23 protein-coding genes are annotated in these 22,942 nt (G+C 70.8%); 11 read left to right on the top strand and 12 right to left on the bottom strand.

What is annotated here, in order from left to right:
- Positions 1 to 20 precede the first annotated feature (20 nt).
- Complete coding sequence (locus tag FK530_RS16640) at positions 21 to 1,127, top strand: ABC transporter ATP-binding protein (RefSeq protein WP_146488104.1); 1,107 nt, start codon at positions 21 to 23, stop codon at positions 1,125 to 1,127.
- Between the two features lie 72 nt (positions 1,128 to 1,199).
- Here the strand turns inward: FK530_RS16640 and rpsA are convergent, their stop codons facing one another.
- The gene (gene rpsA / locus FK530_RS16635; RefSeq protein ID WP_068568982.1) at positions 1,200 to 2,684 is read right to left on the bottom strand and encodes a 30S ribosomal protein S1; all 1,485 of its coding nucleotides are present in this window, start codon (positions 2,682 to 2,684) and stop codon (positions 1,200 to 1,202) included.
- Positions 2,685 to 2,850: 166 nt separating this feature from the next.
- Here rpsA and FK530_RS16630 point away from each other — a divergent pair, with 166 nt between their 5' ends.
- From FK530_RS16630 to FK530_RS16620, 3 genes are all read left to right on the top strand, one after another.
- Positions 2,851 to 3,636 (top strand): class I SAM-dependent methyltransferase, encoded by a 786-nt coding sequence (locus FK530_RS16630; protein WP_146488167.1) that lies wholly within the window; start codon positions 2,851 to 2,853, stop codon positions 3,634 to 3,636.
- 230 nt (positions 3,637 to 3,866) lie between these two features.
- Positions 3,867 to 4,220 carry a hemophore-related protein gene (locus tag FK530_RS16625; protein WP_146488103.1) on the top strand — a complete coding sequence of 118 codons (354 nt, stop codon included), beginning with the start codon at positions 3,867 to 3,869 and terminating at the stop codon, positions 4,218 to 4,220.
- A 40-nt stretch (positions 4,221 to 4,260) separates the two neighbouring features.
- The gene (locus FK530_RS16620) at positions 4,261 to 4,659 is read left to right on the top strand and encodes a hemophore-related protein (RefSeq protein ID WP_146488102.1); all 399 of its coding nucleotides are present in this window, start codon (positions 4,261 to 4,263) and stop codon (positions 4,657 to 4,659) included.
- A 10-nt stretch (positions 4,660 to 4,669) separates the two neighbouring features.
- Here the strand turns inward: FK530_RS16620 and FK530_RS16615 are convergent, their stop codons facing one another.
- The 8 genes from FK530_RS16615 to FK530_RS16585 form a co-directional block, all read right to left on the bottom strand.
- The gene (locus FK530_RS16615; RefSeq protein WP_146488101.1) at positions 4,670 to 5,014 is read right to left on the bottom strand and encodes a helix-turn-helix domain-containing protein; all 345 of its coding nucleotides are present in this window, start codon (positions 5,012 to 5,014) and stop codon (positions 4,670 to 4,672) included.
- A 92-nt stretch (positions 5,015 to 5,106) separates the two neighbouring features.
- On the bottom strand, positions 5,107 to 5,715 hold the full coding sequence (locus tag FK530_RS25890; protein WP_158645118.1) for an HAD family hydrolase: 609 nt from the start codon (positions 5,713 to 5,715) through the stop codon (positions 5,107 to 5,109).
- 11 nt (positions 5,716 to 5,726) lie between these two features.
- The gene (locus FK530_RS25885; protein ID WP_158645117.1) at positions 5,727 to 6,086 is read right to left on the bottom strand and encodes a hypothetical protein; all 360 of its coding nucleotides are present in this window, start codon (positions 6,084 to 6,086) and stop codon (positions 5,727 to 5,729) included.
- A gap of 106 nt (positions 6,087 to 6,192) precedes the next feature.
- Positions 6,193 to 7,470: a reverse transcriptase family protein gene (locus FK530_RS16605; RefSeq protein WP_146488099.1), complete on the bottom strand. Its 1,278-nt coding sequence runs from the start codon at positions 7,468 to 7,470 to the stop codon at positions 6,193 to 6,195.
- Positions 7,471 to 7,668: 198 nt separating this feature from the next.
- Complete coding sequence (polA, locus tag FK530_RS16600) at positions 7,669 to 10,344, bottom strand: DNA polymerase I (protein WP_231706676.1); 2,676 nt, start codon at positions 10,342 to 10,344, stop codon at positions 7,669 to 7,671.
- 68 nt (positions 10,345 to 10,412) lie between these two features.
- Positions 10,413 to 10,847: a hypothetical protein gene (locus tag FK530_RS16595; RefSeq protein ID WP_146488098.1), complete on the bottom strand. Its 435-nt coding sequence runs from the start codon at positions 10,845 to 10,847 to the stop codon at positions 10,413 to 10,415.
- Positions 10,848 to 10,871: 24 nt separating this feature from the next.
- Positions 10,872 to 12,017 carry a TFIIB-type zinc ribbon-containing protein gene (locus FK530_RS16590; protein ID WP_231706673.1) on the bottom strand — a complete coding sequence of 382 codons (1,146 nt, stop codon included), beginning with the start codon at positions 12,015 to 12,017 and terminating at the stop codon, positions 10,872 to 10,874.
- Positions 12,018 to 12,103: 86 nt separating this feature from the next.
- Entirely contained in the window at positions 12,104 to 13,276 is a 1,173-nt protein-coding gene (locus FK530_RS16585; RefSeq protein ID WP_231706672.1) for an SPFH domain-containing protein, read from the bottom strand.
- A 191-nt stretch (positions 13,277 to 13,467) separates the two neighbouring features.
- Between FK530_RS16585 and FK530_RS16580 the strand changes: the two genes are divergently transcribed.
- The 3 genes from FK530_RS16580 to FK530_RS16570 all read left to right on the top strand — a co-directional run bounded on the left by FK530_RS16580 (position 13,468) and on the right by FK530_RS16570 (position 15,371).
- A complete protein-coding gene (locus tag FK530_RS16580; protein WP_146488096.1) occupies positions 13,468 to 13,653 on the top strand; it encodes a YegP family protein in 186 nt (61 codons plus the stop codon).
- A gap of 82 nt (positions 13,654 to 13,735) precedes the next feature.
- Positions 13,736 to 14,368, top strand: a complete 633-nt coding sequence (locus FK530_RS16575; RefSeq protein ID WP_146488095.1) for a HEAT repeat domain-containing protein — start codon at positions 13,736 to 13,738, stop codon at positions 14,366 to 14,368.
- A 16-nt stretch (positions 14,369 to 14,384) separates the two neighbouring features.
- Complete coding sequence (locus tag FK530_RS16570) at positions 14,385 to 15,371, top strand: MerR family transcriptional regulator (protein ID WP_146488094.1); 987 nt, start codon at positions 14,385 to 14,387, stop codon at positions 15,369 to 15,371.
- On the opposite strand, the gene FK530_RS16565 is transcribed toward FK530_RS16570, so the two are convergent.
- The gene (locus tag FK530_RS16565) at positions 15,346 to 17,130 is read right to left on the bottom strand and encodes a phosphocholine-specific phospholipase C (RefSeq protein WP_146488164.1); all 1,785 of its coding nucleotides are present in this window, start codon (positions 17,128 to 17,130) and stop codon (positions 15,346 to 15,348) included. The genes FK530_RS16570 and FK530_RS16565 overlap by 26 nt on opposite strands.
- Positions 17,131 to 17,200: 70 nt before the next feature.
- Positions 17,201 to 17,863 carry a TetR/AcrR family transcriptional regulator gene (locus FK530_RS16560; RefSeq protein WP_146488093.1) on the bottom strand — a complete coding sequence of 221 codons (663 nt, stop codon included), beginning with the start codon at positions 17,861 to 17,863 and terminating at the stop codon, positions 17,201 to 17,203.
- A gap of 107 nt (positions 17,864 to 17,970) precedes the next feature.
- Between FK530_RS16560 and FK530_RS16555 the strand changes: the two genes are divergently transcribed.
- The gene (locus FK530_RS16555; protein ID WP_146488092.1) at positions 17,971 to 19,449 is read left to right on the top strand and encodes an MFS transporter; all 1,479 of its coding nucleotides are present in this window, start codon (positions 17,971 to 17,973) and stop codon (positions 19,447 to 19,449) included.
- Position 19,450: 1 nt separating this feature from the next.
- Here FK530_RS16555 and FK530_RS16550 read toward each other — a convergent pair whose 3' ends face one another.
- Positions 19,451 to 19,873 (bottom strand): nitroreductase family deazaflavin-dependent oxidoreductase, encoded by a 423-nt coding sequence (locus FK530_RS16550; protein WP_146488163.1) that lies wholly within the window; start codon positions 19,871 to 19,873, stop codon positions 19,451 to 19,453.
- Between the two features lie 94 nt (positions 19,874 to 19,967).
- Between FK530_RS16550 and FK530_RS16545 the strand changes: the two genes are divergently transcribed.
- The 3 genes from FK530_RS16545 (at position 19,968) to FK530_RS16535 (ending at position 22,926) form a co-directional block, all read left to right on the top strand.
- Positions 19,968 to 20,789 carry an aminoglycoside phosphotransferase family protein gene (locus FK530_RS16545; RefSeq protein WP_146488091.1) on the top strand — a complete coding sequence of 274 codons (822 nt, stop codon included), beginning with the start codon at positions 19,968 to 19,970 and terminating at the stop codon, positions 20,787 to 20,789.
- Positions 20,786 to 21,601 carry an alpha/beta fold hydrolase gene (locus tag FK530_RS16540; protein ID WP_146488090.1) on the top strand — a complete coding sequence of 272 codons (816 nt, stop codon included), beginning with the start codon at positions 20,786 to 20,788 and terminating at the stop codon, positions 21,599 to 21,601. Before FK530_RS16545 ends, FK530_RS16540 begins: the two co-directional genes overlap by 4 nt.
- Before the next feature lie 101 nt (positions 21,602 to 21,702).
- Positions 21,703 to 22,926: an HNH endonuclease gene (locus FK530_RS16535; protein WP_146488089.1), complete on the top strand. Its 1,224-nt coding sequence runs from the start codon at positions 21,703 to 21,705 to the stop codon at positions 22,924 to 22,926.
- Positions 22,927 to 22,942 lie beyond the last annotated feature (16 nt).

The following is a 22,942-nucleotide window of genomic DNA, read 5'->3' as shown; positions in this document are numbered from 1 at the left end:
TCCGAATCTAGGAGCGAGACATGGCTTCCATCACCTACGACCAGGCGTGCTGCGTCTACCCCGGCGCCGACACCCTCGCCGTCGACTCCCTCGATCTGGACATCGCCGACGGCGAGTTCGTCGTTCTGGTCGGGCCGTCCGGCTCCGGCAAGTCCACGGCGCTGCGTATGCTCGCCGGCCTCGAGGATATCGACTCCGGCGCGATCTCCATCGGCGGCCGCAGCATGGTGGGCGTCGCCCCCAAGGACCGTGACATCGCGATGGTCTTCCAGAACTACGCGCTGTACCCCAACAAGACGGTCGGCGAGAACATGGGCTTCGCGCTGAAGATGCGCGGCGTCCCGCTCGACGAGCGCAAGCGGAAGGTCGCCGAGGCGGCGAAACTGCTCGACCTCACCGATTACCTCGACCGCAAGCCGGCCCGCCTGTCCGGCGGGCAGCGGCAGCGCGTCGCGATGGGCCGCGCGATCGTCCGTGAACCGCAGGTCTTCTGCATGGACGAGCCGCTGTCGAACCTGGACGCGAAGCTCCGGGTGCAGACCCGGACGCAGATCGCCGCGCTGCAGCGGCGGCTGGGCACCACCACCGTGTACGTCACCCACGACCAGGTGGAGGCCATGACGATGGGCGACCGAGTGGCGGTGCTGAAGTTCGGCGTGCTGCAGCAGTTCGCGACACCGGCGGAGCTCTACGACCGGCCGCGCAACGCCTTCGTCGCCGGTTTCATCGGCTCGCCCGCGATGAACCTGTTCACGGCGCCCGTGCGTGACGGGGCGATCGCGGTGGCCGGCGGCACCGTCGACCTCGACGCGGATGCCCAGGCCGCGGTCCGCACCTCCGGGCTGGAGCGGGTCACCGTCGGCATCCGGCCGGAGAGCCTCGGCCTCGCCGGGCCGGACGCGGGCGTCGGGGGCACCGTCGCCATCACCGAGGACCTCGGGAGCGACACCTTCGTCTACGCGCGGGTCGAGGATCCGGACGTGACCTCCGTCGACGGCGCCCCGGTCACGCTCGTCGCGCGGTGCCCGCGACGCACCGCCGCGCGGATCGGCGACGGGGTGCGACTGGCTCAGGTGGAGCCGGCGGTCCACCTCTTCCATCCCGACACGGGCGACCGCCTCAACTAGGGCCCGCGAACGGGGAACGCCCCGCATCCTCGAGGAGGATGCGGGGCGTTCCCGGCTGTGCGGCGAAGCGGATCAGGCGTTGCCCGACAGCTTCTCGCGGAGAGCGGCGAGCTGCGCATCGCTGGCCAGCGAACCGCCGGTGCTCTGCGGGGCCTCGTTGCCGCCGCGGTCGTTCGAGGACGACTCGCTCGAGTAGTTCGCGCCACCCGCGGCCGGACCACCGGCAGCGGCCTCGGCGGCCTCGTCGGCCGCGAACTTCTCCATCTGCGCGGTGTGCATCTTGTGACGGCGCTCCGCCTCGGCGTAGCGACCCTCCCACTCCTCGCGCTGCTTCTCGAAGCCCTCGAGCCACTCGTTGGTCTCGGGATCGAAGCCCTCGGGGAAGATGTACTCGCCGTTCTCGTCGTAGCTGTCGGCCATGCCGTACTTCGACGGGTCGAACTCCTCGGTGTAGTCCTCGTTGGCCTGCTTGAGGCTCAGCGAGATACGACGACGCTCGAGGTCGATGTCGATGACGCGCACCATGGCGTCGTCGCCGACCGAGACGACCTGGTCCGGGACCTCGACGTGGCGCTCGGCCAGCTCCGAGATGTGGACGAGGCCCTCGATGCCCTCCTCGACGCGGACGAACGCGCCGAACGGGACGAGCTTGGTGACCTTGCCGGGCACGATCTGGCCGATGGCGTGGGTCCGGGCGAACTGACGCCACGGATCCTCCTGGGTCGCCTTGAGCGACAGCGAGACGCGCTCGCGGTCCAGGTCGACGTCGAGGACCTCGACGGTGACCTCGTCGCCCACGGTGACCACCTCGGACGGGTGATCGATGTGCTTCCAGGACAGCTCCGAGACGTGCACGAGGCCGTCGACGCCGCCCAGGTCCACGAAGGCACCGAAGTTGACGATCGAGGACACGACGCCCTTGCGGACCTGGCCCTTCTGCAGCTGGTGCAGGAACTCGCTGCGGACCTCGGACTGGGTCTGCTCGAGCCACGCACGGCGCGACAGGACCACGTTGTTGCGGTTCTTGTCGAGCTCGATGATCTTCGCCTCGATCTCCTTGCCGATGTACGGCTGGAGGTCGCGCACACGACGCATCTCGACCAGCGAGGCCGGGAGGAAGCCGCGGAGGCCGATGTCCAGGATGAGACCACCCTTGACCACCTCGATGACGGTGCCCTTGACGGCCTCGTCCTTCTCCTTGAGCTCCTCGATCGTGCCCCAGGCGCGCTCGTACTGCGCACGCTTCTTCGACAGGATCAGGCGGCCTTCCTTGTCCTCCTTGGTGAGGACGAGGGCCTCGACGGCATCGCCGACGTTGACGACCTCGGACGGGTCGACGTCGTGCTTGATGCTCAGCTCGCGGGAGGGGATGACACCTTCGGTCTTGTAACCGATGTCGAGCAGGACCTCGTCACGGTCGACCTTGACGATGGTGCCCTCGACGATGTCGCCATCGTTGAAGTACTTGATCGTGGCGTCGATCGCGGCGAGGAAGTCCTCCGCGGTGCCGATGTCGTTGACGGCGACCTGCGGGGACGTAACGGTGGTGGTGGGCATTGGGTAAGTTGCTCCGGACAGGGTGCTAGTAGTGTGGGTCGAGATCGCGCACGCATGGGCACACGCGGAGTCCAGGCTACTCCACCGCGTGCAACCTGGGCAAACCGCCCTCTCCACCCCCACCGTCGAGAGGTTCACTCCCGTGTCCCACCGCCCCAAACCGGACATGCGCCGGGACAGCGCCGGTTCCGAGGCCGCGAACCGCTCGTGGTGGGACTCCGATGCCGAGGCCTACCACGCCGAACACGCAGCGTTCCTGGGCGTCGACACCGCCGACGGCGAATTCGTCTGGTGCCCCGAGGGGCTGCGCGAATCCGAGGCCGGGCTCCTCGGCCCCGTCGGACCGGGCACCCTCGCGGTGGAGATCGGCTGCGGCAGCGCCCCGTGCGCGCGCTGGCTCGCCGCGCAGGGCGCCACCGTCCTCGGGGTCGACATCTCGGCCGGGATGCTGCGCCGCGGCCTTCCCCATGTCCGTGGCACCAACCCGCTCCTGGTCCAGGCCGGGGCGGAGAACCTTCCGGTCGCCGGCGGCGCCGCCGACATCGTCTGCTCCGCGTTCGGCGCGATCCCGTTCGTGGCCGACTCCGCGCGCGTGATGACGGAGGCGCACCGCGTGCTGCGCCCCGGCGGCCGCTTCGTCTTCTCGGTGAACCATCCGATGCGCTGGATGTTCCTCGACGACCCCGGGCCGGACGGCCTCGTCGCGACCCTGTCCTACTTCGACCGGTCCCCCTACGTCGAGACGGACGACGACGGCGTCCCCACCTACGTCGAGCACCATCGAACGATGGGCGACCGGATCCGGGAGATCGTGGGTGCGGGCCTGAGGGTCGCGGACGTGATCGAACCGGAGTGGCCGGAGGGATTCACTCAGGAATGGGGCCAGTGGAGCCCGCTCCGCGGCGAGATCTTCCCCGGAACGGCGATCTTCGTCTGCGTGAAGCCGGACTGATTCGTAGCACTCACCGCATGGACGAACGCACCGGGCCGGACCTGCCGTACCCGGGTGAACGCCCAGTTCAGCGACATCGCGCAGTCTCCGGAACCGGCGGGCAACCACAGCACCTACCCGGGTTTCAGTCGGTCCGCATCGGGTTGGTTTTGCCTGTCACGGCGCTTTCGCGGCCCCCGGCGAACCGGTAGTCTCGCGGGGCAATCGTCAACCGCCCGATAGGGGAAGTCATGAACCGGATCCGCATCTCCGCCGCTGTGGCCGCCCTCGCGGGCGTTCTCGCGCTCGCCCCCGCCGTCGCTTCGGCCGCGCCCAACGACAAGGTGCCCGGAACCAAGTGCACCGTCGCGCAGGTCGAGCGCGCCACCCAGGTCATCGCCCCCGAGGCGATCGCGGTCATGGACGCGACTCCCGGCGGCCGCGACCAGGCCGTCGAGCTCCTCACCGCCAAGCCCGAGGATCGCCAGAAGATCATCGACCGGCTGACCAAGGAGAACCCGGCCGCGGCCGCGTACTACAAGGCCAACCGCACCGAGGTCGACGCGAAGATCGCCAAGGTCATCGCCACCTGCGACAAGTACTGATCCCACACCTCCGACAGTCGCCACCGAAAGGCACCTCCGCATGACCTTCCGCCGCACCGCCGCCACCGCCGCCGTCCTCGGCGCGATCGCCCTGGCCGGCGCGCCGCTCGCCGCCGCCGCCCCGACGCCGAAGCCCGCCCCCAAGCCGAACGCCGCATCGGCCCGCGCGGTGCCGGGTACCTCGTGCACGGTGGGACAGCTGCGGGCCGCGATCGACCGCTCGTCGCCCGGCCTCGCGAAGCGACTCGAGGACGCCGCGGGCGGACCGCAGGAGTTCGCGGACATCGCGGCGTCGGACGGGTTGGCTCGGCAGGTCCGCGTGGCAGCCCTCGCGTTCCGCGGCACCGGCTCCGCCATGAGCCTGGCCGGCGAGCAGGCCAACGTGCAGCGCGCCGTCGCCGACGCGTACCGCACCTGCTCGTCCGCGAAGGCCAAGTAGGCCCGTCCGCTCAGCCCTCGGCGAGGGCCGAGCGCAGCGCCGCCTCGACCGTCGCGATCGCCTTTCCCGACGCCTGCTCCGGGGAACGGTTCGCGACGCGACGGTCGATGTCCGGCATGAGCAGCGCGGGCTGCACGTCCAGCGCCGCCGCGAGGCGGTACACGGTGGACATGTGCGGGTCCGAGACCCCGTCGTTCGAGCTCACGTTGCGCTCGATGTTCGAGATCTGGTTGCGATGCAGGCCCGCCAGCTCGGCGAGCTTCTCCTGTGACAGGCCCCGCGCCTTCCGGATCGTCACCAGGCGGCGGGCCAGTGAGTCCCCGTAGGTGTTCCACTCGATCTTCCGCGCCTTCATCGGATATACGGTGTCCGATGTCCCCCCGATTGTCTGCCCCATAGGTTATGCAATATCAAATCCGCCGGTGAATGTCCAGCTCTTGGACGGTTTCAGCGGCGCGCGTACCCCGGGAGCAGGGCGACGACGTCCGCCAGATGCCCGACGGTGCACGCCGCCCCGGCCCGCGTGAGGGCGTCGTCGTCGAACTCGCCCGTCGTGACGCCGATGAAGGGGCACCCCGCCGCCCGGGCCGCCGACGCGTCCTCGACGTGATCTCCGAGGTAGGCGCGGACGTTCCCGAAACGCCGTAGCGCCTCGCCCTTGCGCTCACCGAAGTGGCCACCCACGACGGCGGTGACGTCGAGTCCCGCATCCGCGACCGCCCGCTCGGCCGCCGCCTGCTGCTTCGCCGACACGACCACCGACGTTCCGCCTGCCGCCCGGATGGCCGCGAGCAGTTCCTCCGCGCCCGGGAGTACGGGCACCGGAGTGGTCGTGTCCGTGTCGTAGTGCAGACGGTAGCGCCGCAGGAACCGCTCGCCATCGATACCCGGTACCACCTCACGCGCGACGACGTCGATCGGAACGCCCATGTGCGGCAGTAGCGGCGCATCGTCCACCGCGTGCCCGAGGTCGGCGAACGCGCGCTGGGCGGCGGTCAGGATGCGCTGCCGCGAATCGATCAGCGTCAGGTCCAGGTCGAAGCCGATGGTGAACACAGCGCCCAACGCTACCGGCGCCAGGTGCCGAGGGTGAAGGCGCTGTTGATGACGAGAACGACCGCGCAGAATCCCCAGAGGATCCGGCTCTCCGTAGTCGGGCCACCGCCCCGGAAGGGCATCGACGCGAAGACGACGGCGTTCAGGAGCGCCTGCGCGACGACCGTGGCCGCCACGGGCGCCGCGAAGGACGACACCTGACGGCGGCGCCACGCGAGGAACACCGATGCCACGCCCAACACGCAGGCGCCGATGCCGACACCGATGACGACCGACGGTAACCGGACCGGAGACAGGGCGGCGGCGAACATCACCGCGGCGACCGGGATCTGGGCGTACCAGGCGACCCGCATCGGGTCCGGCTTCGGCATGCGCGGTATCCGCAGGCCGAGAAGGGTTAGTGTTCGATCGGTCATGCGGGAGAAGATGCCACACGCCACCGACATTCTCCGCGCGGTCGCGCCGGGCCGCGGATGCTCACCACCGCACGCGCGCGGCCATGGCGAGCAGGCGCTCGCGCCGGGCGTCGTTGCCCTGCGCGACCCAGGCGATCCGGCCGTAGACGTGGGCGCGGAAGTCGTCGTGCCCGTCGCGGTTCTGAATCTCGCCGCCGGACCGGGCCGCGTTGTGCAGCAGGGCGCGCAGAGCGTCGTACTCGGAGCGCGGGATCTGGGCGCGGGCGTTCACCACCAGGCCCGCGAGTTCCTGCCGCGCGCCCGCCCGCATGATCCGGGTCTTCCGGGGATTCACCGACAGACCCTCCGCCGCCACGATCTTCGGTACCACCGCGGCGATCAGCGCCGGGTCGAGCGCGCCGGAGAAGGCGAGATCGTCGCCGTACCGGGTGTACCGCGCGCCCTGCGCGCGGGCCAGACCGGTCAGCCGTGCGTCCAGCCGGTGGAGTGCGAGGTTCACCAACGCGGGCGAGGTGGGGGCGCCCTGCGGGAGATGTCGCGATCGCATCGTCGCCGCCTGCCACGGGTCGAGGCCGTGGAGCTCGTCGGCGGGTGTCGATACGGTGCACAGGTCCGCCAGGACGCCCGCCACCGGGGCCGAGTAGCCCAACCGACGGAAGACGTTCCGGACGCGGGGCACCGTCACCGTCGAGAAGCAGTCGCGGAGGTCGAGCCGGACTACGGACCTCGCGCCGACGTGGGGTGCCGCGTAGGCGAGGACCGAGCCGCCGGGCCGGAAACCGCGCGCCGCCGGGTGCGCGCCGGCGGGGTCCAGCACCCGGCGCAGGATCCGCCGCTGCGCCTCGGCGAGCCGCGGCTTGGGAGCCTCGATCATCCGGATCCCGCCGGCCGGCTTGTCCATCCGTGAGACGCGGTAATGCCGCAGAGGGGGCCGCGCGTGCCGTAACCACATCCCGTGGTCGGCGAACCACTCCAATTCGGGGACGGTCAGATCCAGCAGTCGCGTCACCGCCGCGACATCGGGCAGAGCCAGACCGGGCACGTCGCCCGGGCCGGCGGGCTCGAGCGCGACGACGATGCGGACCCCGTCGAGCGCGGCCACGAGCGGACCCGGGCCAGACTGGAGGACGTCGCCGTCGACGAACCTGACCGGCGGCTCCGGGTGCCCGGCGAGAAGCGCCTGCACGGCGGCATCCACCAGCTCGTCGGGCACCGCGCCGCGGATCAGCGGCGCGATCACGTCGGCGGCCCAGAGGTCCTCCGTCAGGGAGACGACGCGGCCGGCGACGGCGTACCGCTGTGCCCGCGGCAGCCCCCGGACGATCTCGACGGCCGTCATGCGCGGGATGCGAACGCCGCTCGGGTGACCTGGAACAGAGTCCCGGAGCGCCGCGAGGTGCGCGAAGCGCACAGGCCGGCGCGGGACGCAGGGAGTGACTGTGCAGTGCTCCCAGCGGTTACCGCTGGGACGGATCGCGCGGATCCCGCCTCACCCGAGCGACGTCGCATGATTCCAGATTGCCACAGGCCCGGCGTACTAGTGCGCTGCGTCATCCCAGCTGCGGCCGTACCCGACCGAGACCTCGAGAGGCACGGAGAGCTCGGCGGCGCCGCCCATCGTGTCGCGGACGAGGACCTCGAGTTGCTCCCGCTCCCCCGCCGCGACCTCGAGCACGAGTTCGTCGTGCACCTGGAGAAGCTTGCGGGACTTCAGGCCGGCGTTCCGGATCTTCTCGTCCAGGCGGATCATGGCCACCTTGATGATGTCGGCGGCGCTGCCCTGGATCGGCGCGTTGAGCGCCATCCGCTCCGCCGCCTCCCGGCGCATCCGGTTGGTCGAGGTGAGATCCGGGAGGTAGCGACGGCGGCCGTAGATCGTCTCGGTGAACTCGTTGCGGCCCGCCTCGACGACGACGTCCTGCAGGTAGTCGCGCACGCCACCGAAGCGGGAGAAGTACGCCTCCATCTGCTCCTTCGCCTCGTCCCGCGAGATCTTCAGCTGCGCGGCCAGGCCGAACGCGGAGAGCCCGTAGGCGAGCCCGTAGGACATCGCCTTCACCCGGCGGCGCATGTCGGGGGTGACCTCGTCGATCGGGACGCCGAAGGCGCGCGAACCGACGAAATTGTGCAGGTCCTCGCCGGTGTTGAAGGCCTCGATGAGTCCCGCGTCGCCCGACAGGTGCGCCATGATGCGCATCTCGATCTGGCTGTAGTCCGCCGTCATCAGCGTCTCGTAGCCCTCGCCCGCGACGAAGGCGTGCCGGATCTGACGACCGGCCTCCGTACGCACCGGGATGTTCTGCAGGTTCGGGTCGGTCGACGAGAGCCGGCCGGTGGCTGCCACCGTCTGGTTGAACGTGGAGTGGATCCGGCCGTCCGAGGCGACGGTCTTGAGCAGGCCCTCGACCGTGACCTTGAGCCGCATCGCGTCGCGGTGCTCGAGCAGGTGTTGCAGGAAAGGGTGCGGCTCCTTCTCGTACAGCGCCTCGAGTGCGGCCGCGTCGGTGGTGTAGCCGGTCTTGGTCTTCTTCGTCTTCGGCAGGCCCAGCTTCTCGAACAGGATCACCTGCAGCTGCTTGGGCGAGCCGAGGTTGATCTGTTCCCCGATCTCCTCGAACGCTGCCGCCTCCGCGGCGCGGATCCGCTCGCTGAACTCGCTGTGCAGCGCCTCGAGGTGTGCGGTGTCGACCGCGATGCCCGTGCCCTCCATGACGTCGAGGACGCGGAGCAAGGGCAGCTCCATCTCCGCGAGCAGCGGGCGCGACTCGATGTTGTCCAGCTCGTCGTCGAGCGCGGCGGCGAGGTCGGCGACGGCGCGTGCCCGCAGGATCGCCTGCTGCGCCTTCTCCCCCGCGGAATCGTCCGGGTCGTCCAGAAGGGACAGTTGTGCATCGTCACCGGCCGCCTCGACCCGCAGCTCCCGGTGCAGGTACCGCACCGAGAGGTCGTCGAGGTTGAAGGTCCGCTGGCCCGGTCGCACGAGGTAGGCGGCGATCGCCGTGTCCGACGTCAGACCACCGAGGGTCCAGCCGCGGCTCGCGAGCGCGTGCATGGCCCACTTGGCCTCGTGCGCGGCCTTGGGCTGTGCCTCGTCCGCCAGCCAGGCGCCGAGCGCCGCTTCGTCGTGCGGGGTCAGCGACGACAGCTCGATGTACCCGCCCTCGCCGTCGGGTGCGGCGATGACGACCGCCTCCGCGTCGCCGTCGACCACGACCTCCGGGCCGATCACGCCAAGCCCCGACCGCTCGCCCGAAGCGCCGTGCTCGGCGAGCCACTCGGCGACGGTGCCCGGCGCAACGATGCCGCCCGAGATCTCGAAGCCCTCGTCGGCCTCCGGCTCGGCGCTGGCGAGTTCGGTGAAGATGCGCTCGCGCAGGACGCGGAACTCGAGATCGTCGAAGAGTTGGTGGATGGCCTCGCGGTTCCACGGCTGCAGCGCCAGGTCCTCCGGCACGTACGGCAGGGTCATATCGCGCACCATCTCGGTGATCTGCCTGTTGAGTTGCACCGTCGCGAGATTCTCGCGCAGCGAATCGCCGACCTTGCCCTTGACCTTGTCGACGTTCGTGACCAGACCCTCGAGGTTCCCGTACTCGCGGATCCACTTCGCGGCCGTCTTCTCGCCGACGCCCGGGATGCCCGGCAGGTTGTCCGACGGGTCGCCGCGCAGGGCCGCGTAGTCCGGGTACTGCGACGGGCTCAGGCCGTACTTCGACTCCACCTCCTCCGGGGTGAACCGGGTCAGATCGGAGACGCCCTTGCGCGGATAGAGGACCGTGACGTCGTCGTTGACCAGTTGCAGCGCGTCCCGGTCGCCCGTGACGATGAGCACCTTGAAACCCTGCGCCTGGGCCTGCGTGGTCATCGTGGCGATGATGTCGTCCGCCTCGTAGCCCTCCTGCGCCATGGTGGGGATGCCCATCGCGGCGAGGACGTCCTTCACCACGTCGACCTGGCCGCGGAAGTCGTCCGGTGCGGATGAGCGCTGCGCCTTGTACTCCGGGTACATCTCGGCGCGGAAGGTCTGGCGGGAGACGTCGAAGGCCGCGGCGACGTAGCCGGGAGCCTCCTCCTTGAGGAGCTTGATCAGCATCGACGTGAAGCCGTACACGGCGTTGGTCGGCTGCCCCGACTTCGTGCGGAAGCGTCCCCCGTCGAGCGGGAGGGCGAAGAAGGCGCGGAACGCCATCGAGTGCCCGTCGATCAGCAGCATCGTGGGCTTGGTCGAGGAGTTCGCAGAAGTCACACCGGCAGTCTAGTGATGGCCCCCGACAGCTTTCGTCAGGTCGTCGTGGGCGGCAGCTGGGGCCGCACGACGACGGTGTCGGCGATGCGCTTCTCGAGGTCGGCGACGTCCGCGGTGGCGGCCTCGATCGCCGCGGTCTTCTCCGTCTCGGGCAGCGAGGCGATCGCCACGAGCCGGTCGTCGAGTTCCTGGGCCGCGACGGTCAGAGTCACCTGCGCGTCCAACTGCGCCGCGGACAGCGCGCCGGCGGGCTGCTCGAACGCGCGCAGCGCCGTCCGGATGCGGCGGTGCAGCCGCGCTTCGGGGACGTGCGAGCCCGACCACGACAGCGGGGCGCGGGACGGGAAGGGCATGGCGGCCTCGGCCTGCTGCTGCCGGCGGCTGTTGCGCACGAGCGCGATGGCGAAACCGGTGGCCGCGAGCACGGCCAGCACGACGACGGCGAGCAGCACCACGATGATCCAGGACACGACCTACCTCCTCCGCCGCGGCGGCTACCCGCCGCGGGCCTGCATGTACAGGTACACCGCCAGCCCGACGAGCAGCAACCCGAGGGTGACCGCGAAGGCGATCTTGATCGCACTCCACGGACGCTGACCTTGCACTTCTCCCGTCACGCCGTTGACGAACACCTGAAAGGGCTTGTTCGCGAAGGTGACGGTGAGGAGCCAGACCGGCATGAGCAGGTAGAGGAAGTCGATCGACTGGTAGGCCGGGTTCATCCGGCTGATGCGCTGCTCGTCGCCGCCGATGTCGCGACGCACGGTGTGCTCGATGATGCCCTCGATCCGCGGCCGGGCCTGCGCCTCGAAGACCTGCGCCGCGTCGCCGTCGTACGTGCGCGCCAGGTGGCCCGCCACGAACTCGGGCGTGTACGTCACGGCCTGTTCCGTGGGCCAGGGCTCGAGATCGCGCACGCGGTCGCCGTCGAGACCGGTGTTGGCGGACTCCGCGAGCTGCCGGATGCTGTCGTGCACGCGCCCGCTCACCGGCCACCAGTCCGTGTACGTCTCGATGTTGCCGTCGCGGTCGCGTCGCGTCCGGTGGACGCCGCGCGCACCCGAGTAGTCCGTCGTCACTTCGGCGTCGTAGCTGTAGTACGACAGGTAGACGCTCGTGAACGAGCCCAGTACCCGGTACTTCTTGAACTCGCGCGGCGCGAACCACCGGCTGTTGACCCAGGCCTCGATGTTCTGCCGAGCCCGATCCTCGCCGATGCGGAGCGGCAGGATGCCGTCGACGGGCAGCCGCGCGGGCGCGACCTGGACATCGGTCCGCTGGATCGGGGTGTTGCAGTACGGGCAACGCACCGCGGTGAGGGTGCCGCTGAACAGCGTGCGTCCGCCGCAGTTCTGGCACACCACTTCGTGGTCCACGACCCGCACCTGCTCGGTGGATGCGGCCCGCGCGTACAGCGCGTTCATGGTGGGGCCCAGCGGGTGCGGGATCAGCGCTTTGCGTGTGTCGAGCAGCACCGGATACGTGCTGCCGCAGCTCGGCGAGCGCAGCTGACCGATCGCCGGGTCGTAGATCAGCGCGTCGCCGCAGTTCCCGCACGGGTACGTGCGCGTCTGCTCCGTGACCTGCAGCATCTCGCGGTCGTTCGCCGACGGGACGCCGGGCACGAGTGGCGAAGGCACGGCCGGCCCGGGAACCGGCGGGCGCGGCCGGCTTCCGGGCGGTGGGGGTGGCTGCTGCCCGGGCAGCGGCGGCGGCACCGACATCGCTACGACCGGGGCGGAAGCGGCGGCGGGGTCTGCCCGAAGAGCGGCGCCAACGCGGGCACCTGTCCCGCTGGAGTCCACTCGGACATCGCGGGCGACCACACCAGAGTCTGCGGAGTGAGGTTCATGCCGCGCAGCTGCTCGATCGGGAACGGCCCCGCGGACTGCCCGTTCTGCTCCACGTGGAAGACCTGCGCGTTGGGCAACGGCGGCGGTCCCTGCTGCGGCCCGCCCGGTGTCCGCGGCGGGACGCCCTGCGCGGCCCCGCCCTGGCCCTGCTGCGACTGGAAGTTCTGAGCGAACTGCTGGCCCATCGCCATGCCCATCCCGGCGCCGAGGAAGTCCCCCGCACCGCCGCCGCCCTCGTTGGTCGCGGCGCCGAGCATCGCGTCGGCGGCGCGGCCCTGCTGGAAGCGGTTCATGTCGCCGACGTTCCCGTAGTAGCCCTTCTCCTCCACGCCGCGCGCGACACCGCGGGTCATCGCCTGCGTGATCTCGTCCGGCAGTGAGATGTTCAGCTCGATCGCCTCGCAGGCGAGCCCGTACTGCTGATTGACCTTCGACTGCACGTACTCCTGCAGCTTCGCGGCGAGCTCCCGCTGCCGGGCCTGCAGGTCGATCGCGCCCACGCCGGTCTCGATGAGCATCTCGGAGAACGCCGTGGTGATGGTGCGGCGCAGTAGCTCGGCGATCTCGTCGGAGTCGACGTTGGAGTCGGTGCCGATCACCTGACGCAGGAAGGTCGGCGAGTCGACCACCCGCACGACGCAGAGTCCGTTAGCGCGCACCTGCACCATGCCGAAATCCTGGTCCCGGATGGTGATCGGATTCGCCGTGCCCCAACGCAGGTCGGTGATGGGGCGGGTGTTGACGAAGTAGACCTCGCTGCGGAACGGACTCTTGAAGCCGTGCGGCCAGCCCTGCAGCGTCGACATGATCGGCATGTTCTCCGAGACCAGCTGGTAGTTCCCCGGCCCGTAGCGATCGGCGAGTTGGCCGCGGTAGACGAACAGCGCCTCTTGCCCTTCGCGCACGATCAGCTGCGCGCCGTTCTTGATCTCGTTGTTGTAGCGCGGGAACCGCCACGCCATGGTCGAGCGGTTGTCCTCCAACCACTCGATGATGTCGACGAGCTCGCCTCGGACCCGGTCCATGATCCCCATCTGCGCTGCCACCCCTGTCGTTCGTTGCCGTCGCACCCACGATAGCCACGCGGCTTGGGAACGGCTGAGCGCCGGCTGATGGCGTTCAGATCGCGGCGATCGACTCTCGGCGTGTCGATCGCTTCACCTCACATTCCCGTGGGCGGCGTCATACGCTGCATCCGGCCCCGACGACGGGGATCACCACGAGAAAGGTGCTCCACATGGCAGGCAAGTTCGAGGTGTACGAGGACAACGCCGGCAAGTTCCGGTTCCGGCTCAAGGCCGGCAACGGAGAGGTCGTGGCCTCGGGCCAGGCCTACGCCACCCGCAAGGGCGCCCACGACGGTGCCGCCGCCGTGCAGCGTGCCGCCGAGGGCGCCAAGGTGGTCGACACCGACAAGGAGTGAGTCGCTGACCAGCGACTCTTGACCTTGACATCGTGACAGGGTCTTCCATGGTGCCACCGACGAAGGAACGGAGGTGGCCACCATGGCCCGGACCCTGCTCGATCATCAGAACGCCTCGATCCGGCTGCGCGCGGCGCTCGACGCGGGGACGAACCCCGGTACCGTCGACGCCGCGGAGCTCGTCGCCCGGTGCGCGGTCGAGCCCGACTTCTTCGTCCGCGACATGCTGACCTGGGCTCTGACCCGGCTGCCCGCGGCGACGACGGTGCCGTTGCTGCGCGCCGAGCTGACGTCCGCCGTCCCGCAGGCCCGCAGCCAGTCGCTGCACTCCCTGTCGAAGGTCGGCGGTGCCGAGGCCGCGGCGGCGTTCGGCGAGGTGCTCGCTCTCGCCGCGGACGACGACGCCGAGGTCGCGAAGGCCGCCTGGCGTACGGCCGTGGCCCTCGCCCCGGACTCGGCCGCCCGACGGTCCGCCGCCGCGGCCCTGGTCGGCAGGCTGGGGCGAGGCGATGCCGAGGCCCGGCGCAGCCTCAGTCGCGCGATCCTCGGCCTCGGCGAGGAGGGCGTGCAGGCGCTGCACACCGCGCCCGCGACGACCGACGACGTCCGCTGGCACATCGCGGAGACCCTGCGGCTTCTGGACGATCCCGATGCCGGATTCGCGAGCGCGATCCACGAGGCGCAGCGGGTGGCGGCGCTCGGCCGCACGGAGTGAACGGAGAGCGGTGGGTATGCGGATCGGCGAGGTGGCGCGCCGTTCGGGCGTGAGCGCGCGCATGCTGCGGCACTACGAGGCACTGGGCCTCGTCCACCCCTCGGAGCGGTCGTCGTCGGGGTACCGGGAGTACTCCGAGGGCGACATCCGCCGCATCTTCCACATCGAGAGTCTCCGCTCACTAGGACTGTCGCTCAAGGAGATCGGGCGCGCACTCGATGATCCCTCGTTCGCGCCGGACCGGCTCGTCGCGGACATGATCGAGCGGAGCCGCGAGCGCATCCGCCTCGAATCGGAGCTCCTGGAACGGCTGCAGCACGTCGCCGGAACGGGTCCGTCGGACTGGGAACAGGTGCTCGCCGTCGTCGCGCTGCTCTCCGAGCTCGACACCGGCTCCCCCGGCGCCCGGCAGCGCGCGGCTCTGACGGCGGGGGCCGGCGCTCCCGCCGACGCGCTGGCAGGGGCGCTCCTGAACGAGGAGAGCACGAACGTCGCCGGGGCGCTGCGCTGGGCGCTCGCGCGCGCCGACGGGGCGGACCTCACCTCACTCGTCGCCGCGCTCGACTCCCCCGCCCCCCAGGTCCGGCACCGCGCGGTCGAGGCGCTCGCGGAGATTCCCGGCCAGGACCACGCGTTGCGGACGGCGCTCGTTCACGAGGACGGTGCGGTGCGACTGCTCGCGGCCGTGGCCCTCGGGCGGCGTGGCGACCCGGCCGCCGCGCCGGAGCTGCTCACGATGGTGCGCACCGGGCAGAAGGACGTCGACGCGGCGGAGGCGCTCGGAGTGATCGCCGTCGCGGCGCCCGCACCCGAGACGATCAGCGCCGAGCTGGCGGCGATGGCCGCGGGCACCGACGACTACGCGGTACGACAGCGCGTGGTGCAGGCGCTCGCGGAGGTCCCCACTGCCGGGGCCGAGGCGGCGCTGCGTGTACTCGCCCGCGACCCCGATCCCCGTATCGCCGGGACCGCGGGCTTCATCCTGCGGCGGACGGATCGCTGACGAACGTCCAGTGCTCGCCCGCGGGGCCGAGCACCAGCAGGTCGAAGCGCCCTCCGGGCGCGGGCACCACGACCTCCTCCGCACCGAGGACGTCCGCGTGCAACGGCACGGAATCCGGCGCGTGGTAGGGGAAGACGATGAAGTGCGCGCTCCGCGTCCCCGCGTTGGTCAGGCGCACGCGGACACCGTCGGCCACCGGGACCGCAGAGGCTCCGGGGACGTAGGGCACGGGCCGCGCCGGCCGGTCGCCGGGTTCCTGGGCGGGGCGCCGGCCGACGGCCGGTGCGTGCGGCTTCCACCGCGGGCTGAGCGATCCGACGGAGCGGGGGCGCGACTGCGTCGGAAGCACTTGTGGGGCGCGGAAGTCGAAAGCGCTGGTGAGGTCGCCGCAGACGGTGCGCCGCCAGCGTGAGATCGCGGGCACCGCGATGCCCAGCCAGCGTTCGAGGAAGCGCAGCGTGGACGTGTGATCGAAGGTCTCCGAGGCGACGTTGCCGCCGACGGTCCACGGCGAGACGACCGTCATCGGGACGCGGTCCCCGAGTCCGAGCGGCAGGTCTCCCACCCACTCGTCGGCGTGGTCGCGCGGCGGGCGCGGCGGTGGAACGTGGTCGAAGTAACCGTCGTTCTCGTCGTAGAGCAGGAACAGCGCGGTCTTCCGCCACACCTCCGGGTTGCGGCCCAGGGCGTCGAGGATCCGGTACACCAGGTTCGCCGAGGCTCGGGGCGAGGAGCCGCTGGGGTGCTCCGATTCGCGCTCCGGCGCGACGACGTAGCTGACGGCGGGAAGGGTTCCCGCGGCGATGTCGGCCGTGATCCGGTCGGTGAGGGTGCCTGTGGCGGTACGCCGCAGACCGCGGAAGAAGAGGTCGCGGTCGGTCTGCGGGAGCGCCCGCGCCCGGGCGTCGACCTCCCCGGACCGACGGTGAGCCTCCGTCGCGGGTAGGCGCCGCAGGCCCTGGTAGAAGTCGTCGATCTCGGTGCCGAAGTCGCCGAAGACGGCCTTCGACACGGTCTTGAACCGGCGGAAGAACTCGATGTTGTTGTCCGTGAAGTTGTCCCACTCCTGATAGACCTGCCAGGGCACGCCCGCGGTCTGCAGGATCTCGCCGATGCAGGGCCAGTCGTAGCCCGGATGGCCGCGGTCGTAGGCGGTGTTCTCGACCGCCCGCTCGCCCGTGAGCGGCTCGTAGCCCGTGGTGCCGGAGAAGAAGAAGTTCCGGTTCGGCGAGGTCGACGTCGGCGAGCTGCAGTAGTAGTGGTCGCAGATCGTGAAGGCGTCGGCGAGCGCGTAGTGGAAGGGGATGTCCTCGCGCTCGTAGTACGCCATCGTCGAGTCGGTCTTGGCGGCGATCCAGCCGTCGTGCCAGCCGTCCGCGAGCGCCGCGTGGCCGCCCTTCCAGGTGTGGTCCAGCGCGTCGATGTTCTCCGCGTCCATCCGCTGCCGGTCGGCGGCGCCGCGGACCGGGAAGGGCGGCACCGTCAGACCGGACCGCGTGGGCTGGAAGAAGACGTCGTGGCCGGAGCGGAGCCGGATCGCGGCGGGGTCACCGAAACCGCGCACGCCGCGCAGGCTGCCGTAGTAGTGGTCGAACGAGCGGTTCTCCTGCATCAGGAAGATCACGTGCTCGAGACCGCCCAGCCCGCCGGACGGTGCGGGCTCGGCCAGCGCCTCGGTCAACGACGACGGGAGCAGGCCCATACCGGCGACGATACCGCCGCCCAGGGCTCCCCTGAGGAAGGTGCGTCGATTCGCCATGCTCACGAATGCCACGCTGGCCCATCGGATTGAATCGGCGGTGGCGCGACACTGAACGGCGATCGACGGTTCAGCGCCGGTAGCGCTGCGCGAATCCGTCGCAGAGGGCTTCGACGCCGGAGTGCAGCAGCGGCATGGCGGCGCACAGATCGGGACGGTCGACCGCGACGAGCTCCTGCAGCAGCGGCAGCTCTTCGATCACGGGGTTGTCGGCGAGGTCCGCGACGAAGCCGGCGCCCTCCAGCGACGAGCCCGGAGCCAGCAGCAGCCGGCCGACGGCCCCGACGCCGGCGCCCTGGACGTGATTCCAGACGTGCAGGGTGAGCTCGGCGGCCTCGGGGACGGTGCCCGTGAGGTGCGTGAAGGCTTCGACGAGCCAGTTGAAGCAGGAGACCGCCGACGGCGCCATCGCGGCGCGCGGCATCGAGTGCGCGAGCAGCACCCAGGGATGATGCAGGTAGAGCCGCATGTCGGCCTCCGCCGCGGCGTGCGCGCGGGTCCGCCAGTCCGGGTCACCCATCAGCTCGGCCGGGTACAGGTACTCCGCACCGACGGTGGCCGCCATCTCGCGCACGAGGCTGTCCTTGTCGGGCACGTGCCGGTACAGGGACATCGCGCCCGCGCCGAGCGCGTCGGCGATCCGTCGCATGGAGACCTTCTCGAGGCCTCCCTCGTCGGCGAGGCGTACGGCCTCGGCCACGATGGCCTCGCGGGTCAGCGTGGTCTCGGACACCCGCTCCCTTTCTCCGTTGACCGTGATCGGCGATTCTGCGTACAGTGTACCCAGCCGCCTCTGCGTACACCGTACGCGCATGCCGTCGTCACCCCGAGGAGTTCGAAGTGTCCACCACCCCGCGCCGTGCCTGGGCCGGTCTCGCCGCACTGCTCCTGCCGGTGTTCCTGGTCTCGATGGACGCGTCGGTGCTGTACCTGGCGATGCCGCACCTGACCGGCGCGCTGCATCCGAGCCCGGAACAGCAGCTATGGATCCTGGACATCTACCCCTTCATGCTGGCCGGCCTCCTCATCACCATGGGCAACCTCGGTGACCGCTGGGGCCGGCGCCGCCTCATGACCTGGGGTGCGGGACTGTTCGGCATCGCGTCCGTGATCGCGGCGTTCGCACCGTCGCCCGACCTGCTGATCGCTGCACGCGCTCTCATGGGCGTCGGCGGCGCCACCCTGCTGCCCGCGAGCCTCGCGCTGATCGCGAACATCTTCCGCGATCCGAAGGCCCGTGGGGTCGCCATCGGTATCTGGACCGCCGCCTTCTCCTTCGGCATGGCCGTCGGCCCCGTCATCGGCGGCGTTCTCCTGCACCACTTCTGGTGGGGTTCGGTGTTCCTCATCAACGCGCCGGTCTTCCTGGCCTTCCTGGTGGCCGGGCCGCTCCTCATCCCGGACTTCCGGAACAGCTCCAGCGCGCGCTTCGATCTGGTCGGCGTCGCTCTGTCGATGGCGGCGATCTTCCCACTGGTCTACGCCGTCAAGTCGGCCGCGGGCCACGGCGTGCACGGTTCCACGGTCGCGATCGGCGCCGCGGGTGCGGTGATGCTCGTGGCTTTCATCGCGCAGCAGCGCCGCACGCCGTACCCGCTGATCCCGTTCGACCTGTTCCGCAACCGCGTCTTCGCCATGGCGATCGCCGGCACGATCCTCGCGATGTCCACGCTGGGCTCGATGTCCTACCTCACAGGCATCTACCTGCAGTCGGTCGTGGGCTTCGACGTGCTCGCCGCCGCGCTGCTCGGCCTGCCCGCGGCGGCCGTCGTCGCCTACTTCTCGATGCGGGCGCCGTGGATCGAGCAGTACCTGGGCCGGCGCGCGACCTTCGTGACGGCGCTGCTGTTCGCCGCCGCCGGACAGCTGCTGCTCGTCGGGCTCGGCACGGACGGCCCGTCGTGGCTGTACGTGTTGGGCACCGTAGTCGCGGGCGTCGGCTACGGCACGCTGTTCACATTCGTCTCCGCGGTCGCGCTCGACGCGGCGCCGCCGGAGCGGGCGGGCCAGGCCTCGGCGATGTCCGAGATGAGCTTCGAGCTGGGCACCGCCCTCGGACTCGCCGTACTCGGCTCGGTCGCCACGGCCGTCTTCACCCGCCACGACGGGATGTCGCGCACGCTGGGCGACACTCTCGCCCGCGTCGATGAGCTGACCGGCCCCGATGCGCCCGCGCTCGCCGAATCCGCCCGGTCCGCCTGGGTCGACGCGGTCACCACGACCGTCGGCGTGTCCAGCGTCCTGCTGGTCGCCACCGCGATCGCCGCGTTCGTCGTGATGCGCGACCGGCGTCCGGCCCCGGAGCCGGTGAGCGTCTGAGTCAGCGGGGGGTCAATCGGAAGACCGGGATCACCCGGCCCTGTGCCTTCTCCTCGTACTCCGCGAAGCCGGACGAGCGGGCCTTGAACCGGGCCCACGCCTCGTCGCGCGCGGCACCGGTCAGTTCGGTCGCGGTGACCTGCGCCGTGGAGATGCCGCCGTTCTCATCCGGGTACTCGATCTCGATCTCCGGGTGCGCCTTGAGGTTGTGGTACCAGGCCGGGTTCTTGGGCGCGCCGCCCGCGGAGGCGGGCAGGAGCCAGCCCTCGTCGTCGCGGATCGCGGCGAGCGGGTTGACCCGCGGCTCGCCGGACTTGGCGCCCACGCTGTGCACGAGGGCCAGCGCGCGGCCGAAGCCCATCGCCGTCACGGTGCCGTTGTTCGCGCGGAACTCGTCGATGATGCCCTGATTGAAGTCGCTCACGGCTTCATCATGCGCCCGTACCCGCGCCATCGCCACCGACGTCTCGTCCCTGTCGCTCATCCGACCATCATGCGCCCGGCTAGGGTCGGGAGCCGTGGATCCCCTCGATTCCTGGCGCGGCGTACTCGATCGCTGGAGCCTCTCCCCCGACGGTGCGCCCTTCGCCACGCCCGGCAGCGATCTGCTGCCGGTCCGCCTCGATGGCAGGGCCGCGATGCTCAAGCGCGCGAACACCGCCGAGGAGCGGGCCGGGGCAGCCGTCCTGCGGTGGTGGGGCGGCGACGGTGCCGCCGAGGTCTTCGCGCACGAGGGCGACACCGTGCTCATGGAGCGAGCGACCGGCACCGGCGATCTGATGAACATGGCGCTCGGCGGGCGCGACGACGAGGCGACCCGGATCCTGTGCGGCACCGTCGAACACCTGCACCGGTCGCGTCCCGGCGCTCCCGCGACCGTGCTCGTTCCGCTGCGGGATTGGTTCGGTTCGCTCGCGCAGGTGCGCGACGCAGACCCGCGGTACCGCAGGTCGTGGGAGGCCGCCGAGTCCCTGCTCGCCGATCCGCGCGACGAGGTGGTGCTGCACGGCGACGTGCACCACGACAACGTCCTCGACTTCGGCGAGCGGGGCTGGCTCGCGATCGATCCGAAGTGCGTCGTCGGGGATCGCGGCTACGACTACGCCAACCTGCTCACCAACCCGGACCTGCCGACGGCGGCGGATCCCGCACGGTTCGCCCGGCAGCTCGACGTGATCGTCGCGGAGTCCGGGCTGCCGCGCGAGCGCCTGCTTCGGTGGGTGCTCGCCTTCGCGGGCCTGTCCGCCGCGTGGTTCGACGAGGACGGCGAGACCGACAGGCGCGAAAGCGATTTCGACGTCGCCGGCCTGGCGGCGACCCACCTGGGCTCGGCCTCATGACCGACGCCCTTCCCGTCGTCCTACTGCACGGCTGGCCCGTCACGGACGCGCACTGGCGGGGCCTGGTGCCGCGATTGCGCGACGCGGGCTTCGATCCGCTCCCCGTGACGCTGCCCGGTCTCGGTGCCGGGGCCGACGGTGCCGTCGACTTCCGCAAGAGCGCGCTCGCGGCGCGACTGCGTGATCGGCTCGCGGCGGAGGGCGTTCGACGGTGCGCCGTGGTCGGCCACGACTGGGGCGGCACGGTCGCCGTGCACCTGGCCGCGGCTGCGCCGGAGTTGGTCGCCGCCCTCGTCGTCGAAGAGGAGATCCTGCCCGGTATCGACGTGAACGTGCCCGCCCCGGGGAGCGCGCACTATCCGGACTGGCACGGCGCGTTCAACCGAACCCCGGGCCTCGCCGAGACCCTCGTCCCGGGCCGGGAGGACGCCTACTACGGCGCCTTCCTCCGACAGAGCGCCGGACCCGCGGGGCTCGAGGCCACCGCGCTCGCGGCGTACGTCGACGCCTACCGGCCGGCGGTCGTGCACGCGGCCGGGCTCGCGCACTACCGCAGCCGCTCCAGCGATCTCGCCGATGTCGCGCGCCTGCGGGACCGGCTGATCCGCACGCCCGTCCTCGCGCTCGGCGGTCGCTACGCCATGAGCACCGCCGTCGAGGAGGGCCTTCGCGCCGTGGCCGCGGACGTCACCGGGGTGGTGCTGGAGCAGTCCGGCCACTACCCCACCGAGCAGGAGCCTGACGCCGCAGCGCAGGCCATCCTCTGGTTCCTCGACCGCCACGACGAGTGTGGAGACAATCGGCCAGCGTGAGCCCCGATCGGCCGGGAAGCGACGACTCCGACTTTCGGCTTCCAGTTCCACGACTCTTGCGATTTCGAAAACTTGTCAGGGGGTCGGCGTAGCGTCCGGGTATGGATGAAATCGTTGCGGTAGAGGAAGACCCGCCTCCTGATGGAGTGTCGGTGGTGGAGCGGTTGCGTTCGATGGAGGGACAGCGCTGTCGGACGGTGTTCGAGCAGTACCGGTTGGCGGCGGAGCTGCTGCGGGAGCGGGTGTGTGAGCGGGTCGCGGCCGGACTGCCGCAGGACCGGTGGCGGCAGGGCGTGGCCGCGGAGATCGGGCTGGCGTTGCACATGTCGCCGCACACGGCCGCGAGGTTCCTGGCGAGGGCGGTGGAGTTGGAACGCACCATGCCCCACGCCCGCGCCCGACTGTATAGCGGTGATCTGGCGCCGGAGGCGATCCCGATCCTGGTGGCGGGCCTGTCGCATCTGGACATCTGCGATCGGGAGCGGGCGGACGAGCTGCTGTGCGCCGACCCCGCCACCCTGGCCGGATGCGGGCCGGGCCGGATCTCGGACCTGGTGAAGAAGCTCGCCTACGAGCTCGACGCACAGGCGACCATCGACCGCAACGCCGCCGCGGAGAAGGACCGTACCGTCACTATCCGCCCCCTCCCGGAGGGCATGGCCCGGGTGTCACTGCTGCTGCCGGTCGCGCAGGGCGTCGGCGTCTACGCAGCCCTGCGCAAGCACGCCGACACCCGCATCGGCATCGGCGCGGACCTCCGCACACGAGGGCAGATCATGGCCGACACCGCCTTCGCCCGGATCACCGGCCGCGAGGCCGCCACCGGGCAACCGGTCACGGTGAACCTGACCGTCCCCGCCACAGTGCTCCTCGGCGGTCAGCCCGGCACCGGGCACCTCGACGGCGGCGGCACCATACCCGCGGAGATCGCCCGCAACCTCGTCGGCAAAGCCACCGCGGCGGGTCTCGCCTGGGTCAAACGCCTCTACATCTCCCCTGAGACAGGGGCAGTGGTCGCGATGGACTCGCGACAGCGGTGCTTCCCCGACGGACTGGCGGAGATGATCCGCGCGCGGGACCGGTACTGCCGCACCCCGTACTGCGACGCACCCATCGCCCACACCGACCACATCGTCCCCCACGCCGCCGGAGGCCCCACCGAGTTCGACAACGGCCAGGGACTGTGCGCAGCGTGCAACTACGCCAAGGAAGCCGCCGGCTGGCACAGCACCGTCATCCCCGACCCGAGCGGACGGCACACCGTCGAAACACGCACTCCCACCGGGCATGTGCACCGATCCACGGCACCCGATCTGGCAGCGTGACCGCGTGAATCAGGTG

It is taken from the genome of Tsukamurella conjunctivitidis, from assembly GCF_007858475.1.
In the GTDB taxonomy this organism is placed as follows: domain Bacteria; phylum Actinomycetota; class Actinomycetes; order Mycobacteriales; family Mycobacteriaceae; genus Tsukamurella; species Tsukamurella conjunctivitidis.
This window is presented reverse-complemented; position numbering and strand designations above follow the sequence as displayed.

Coding starts and splice junctions, on each gene's coding strand:
- FK530_RS16640 (WP_146488104.1), top strand. CDS start 21: ATGGCTTCCATCACCTACGACCAGGCGTGCTGCGTCTACCCCGGCGCC.
- rpsA (WP_068568982.1), bottom strand. CDS start 2,684: ATGCCCACCACCACCGTTACGTCCCCGCAGGTCGCCGTCAACGACATC.
- FK530_RS16630 (WP_146488167.1), top strand. CDS start 2,851: ATGCGCCGGGACAGCGCCGGTTCCGAGGCCGCGAACCGCTCGTGGTGG.
- FK530_RS16625 (WP_146488103.1), top strand. CDS start 3,867: ATGAACCGGATCCGCATCTCCGCCGCTGTGGCCGCCCTCGCGGGCGTT.
- FK530_RS16620 (WP_146488102.1), top strand. CDS start 4,261: ATGACCTTCCGCCGCACCGCCGCCACCGCCGCCGTCCTCGGCGCGATC.
- FK530_RS16615 (WP_146488101.1), bottom strand. CDS start 5,014: ATGAAGGCGCGGAAGATCGAGTGGAACACCTACGGGGACTCACTGGCC.
- FK530_RS25885 (WP_158645117.1), bottom strand. CDS start 6,086: ATGCCGAAGCCGGACCCGATGCGGGTCGCCTGGTACGCCCAGATCCCG.
- FK530_RS16605 (WP_146488099.1), bottom strand. CDS start 7,470: ATGACGGCCGTCGAGATCGTCCGGGGGCTGCCGCGGGCACAGCGGTAC.
- polA (WP_231706676.1), bottom strand. CDS start 10,344: ATGCTGCTGATCGACGGGCACTCGATGGCGTTCCGCGCCTTCTTCGCC.
- FK530_RS16580 (WP_146488096.1), top strand. CDS start 13,468: ATGGCAGGCAAGTTCGAGGTGTACGAGGACAACGCCGGCAAGTTCCGG.
- FK530_RS16575 (WP_146488095.1), top strand. CDS start 13,736: ATGGCCCGGACCCTGCTCGATCATCAGAACGCCTCGATCCGGCTGCGC.
- FK530_RS16570 (WP_146488094.1), top strand. CDS start 14,385: ATGCGGATCGGCGAGGTGGCGCGCCGTTCGGGCGTGAGCGCGCGCATG.
- FK530_RS16565 (WP_146488164.1), bottom strand. CDS start 17,130: ATGGCGAATCGACGCACCTTCCTCAGGGGAGCCCTGGGCGGCGGTATC.
- FK530_RS16540 (WP_146488090.1), top strand. CDS start 20,786: ATGACCGACGCCCTTCCCGTCGTCCTACTGCACGGCTGGCCCGTCACG.
- FK530_RS16535 (WP_146488089.1), top strand. CDS start 21,703: ATGGATGAAATCGTTGCGGTAGAGGAAGACCCGCCTCCTGATGGAGTG.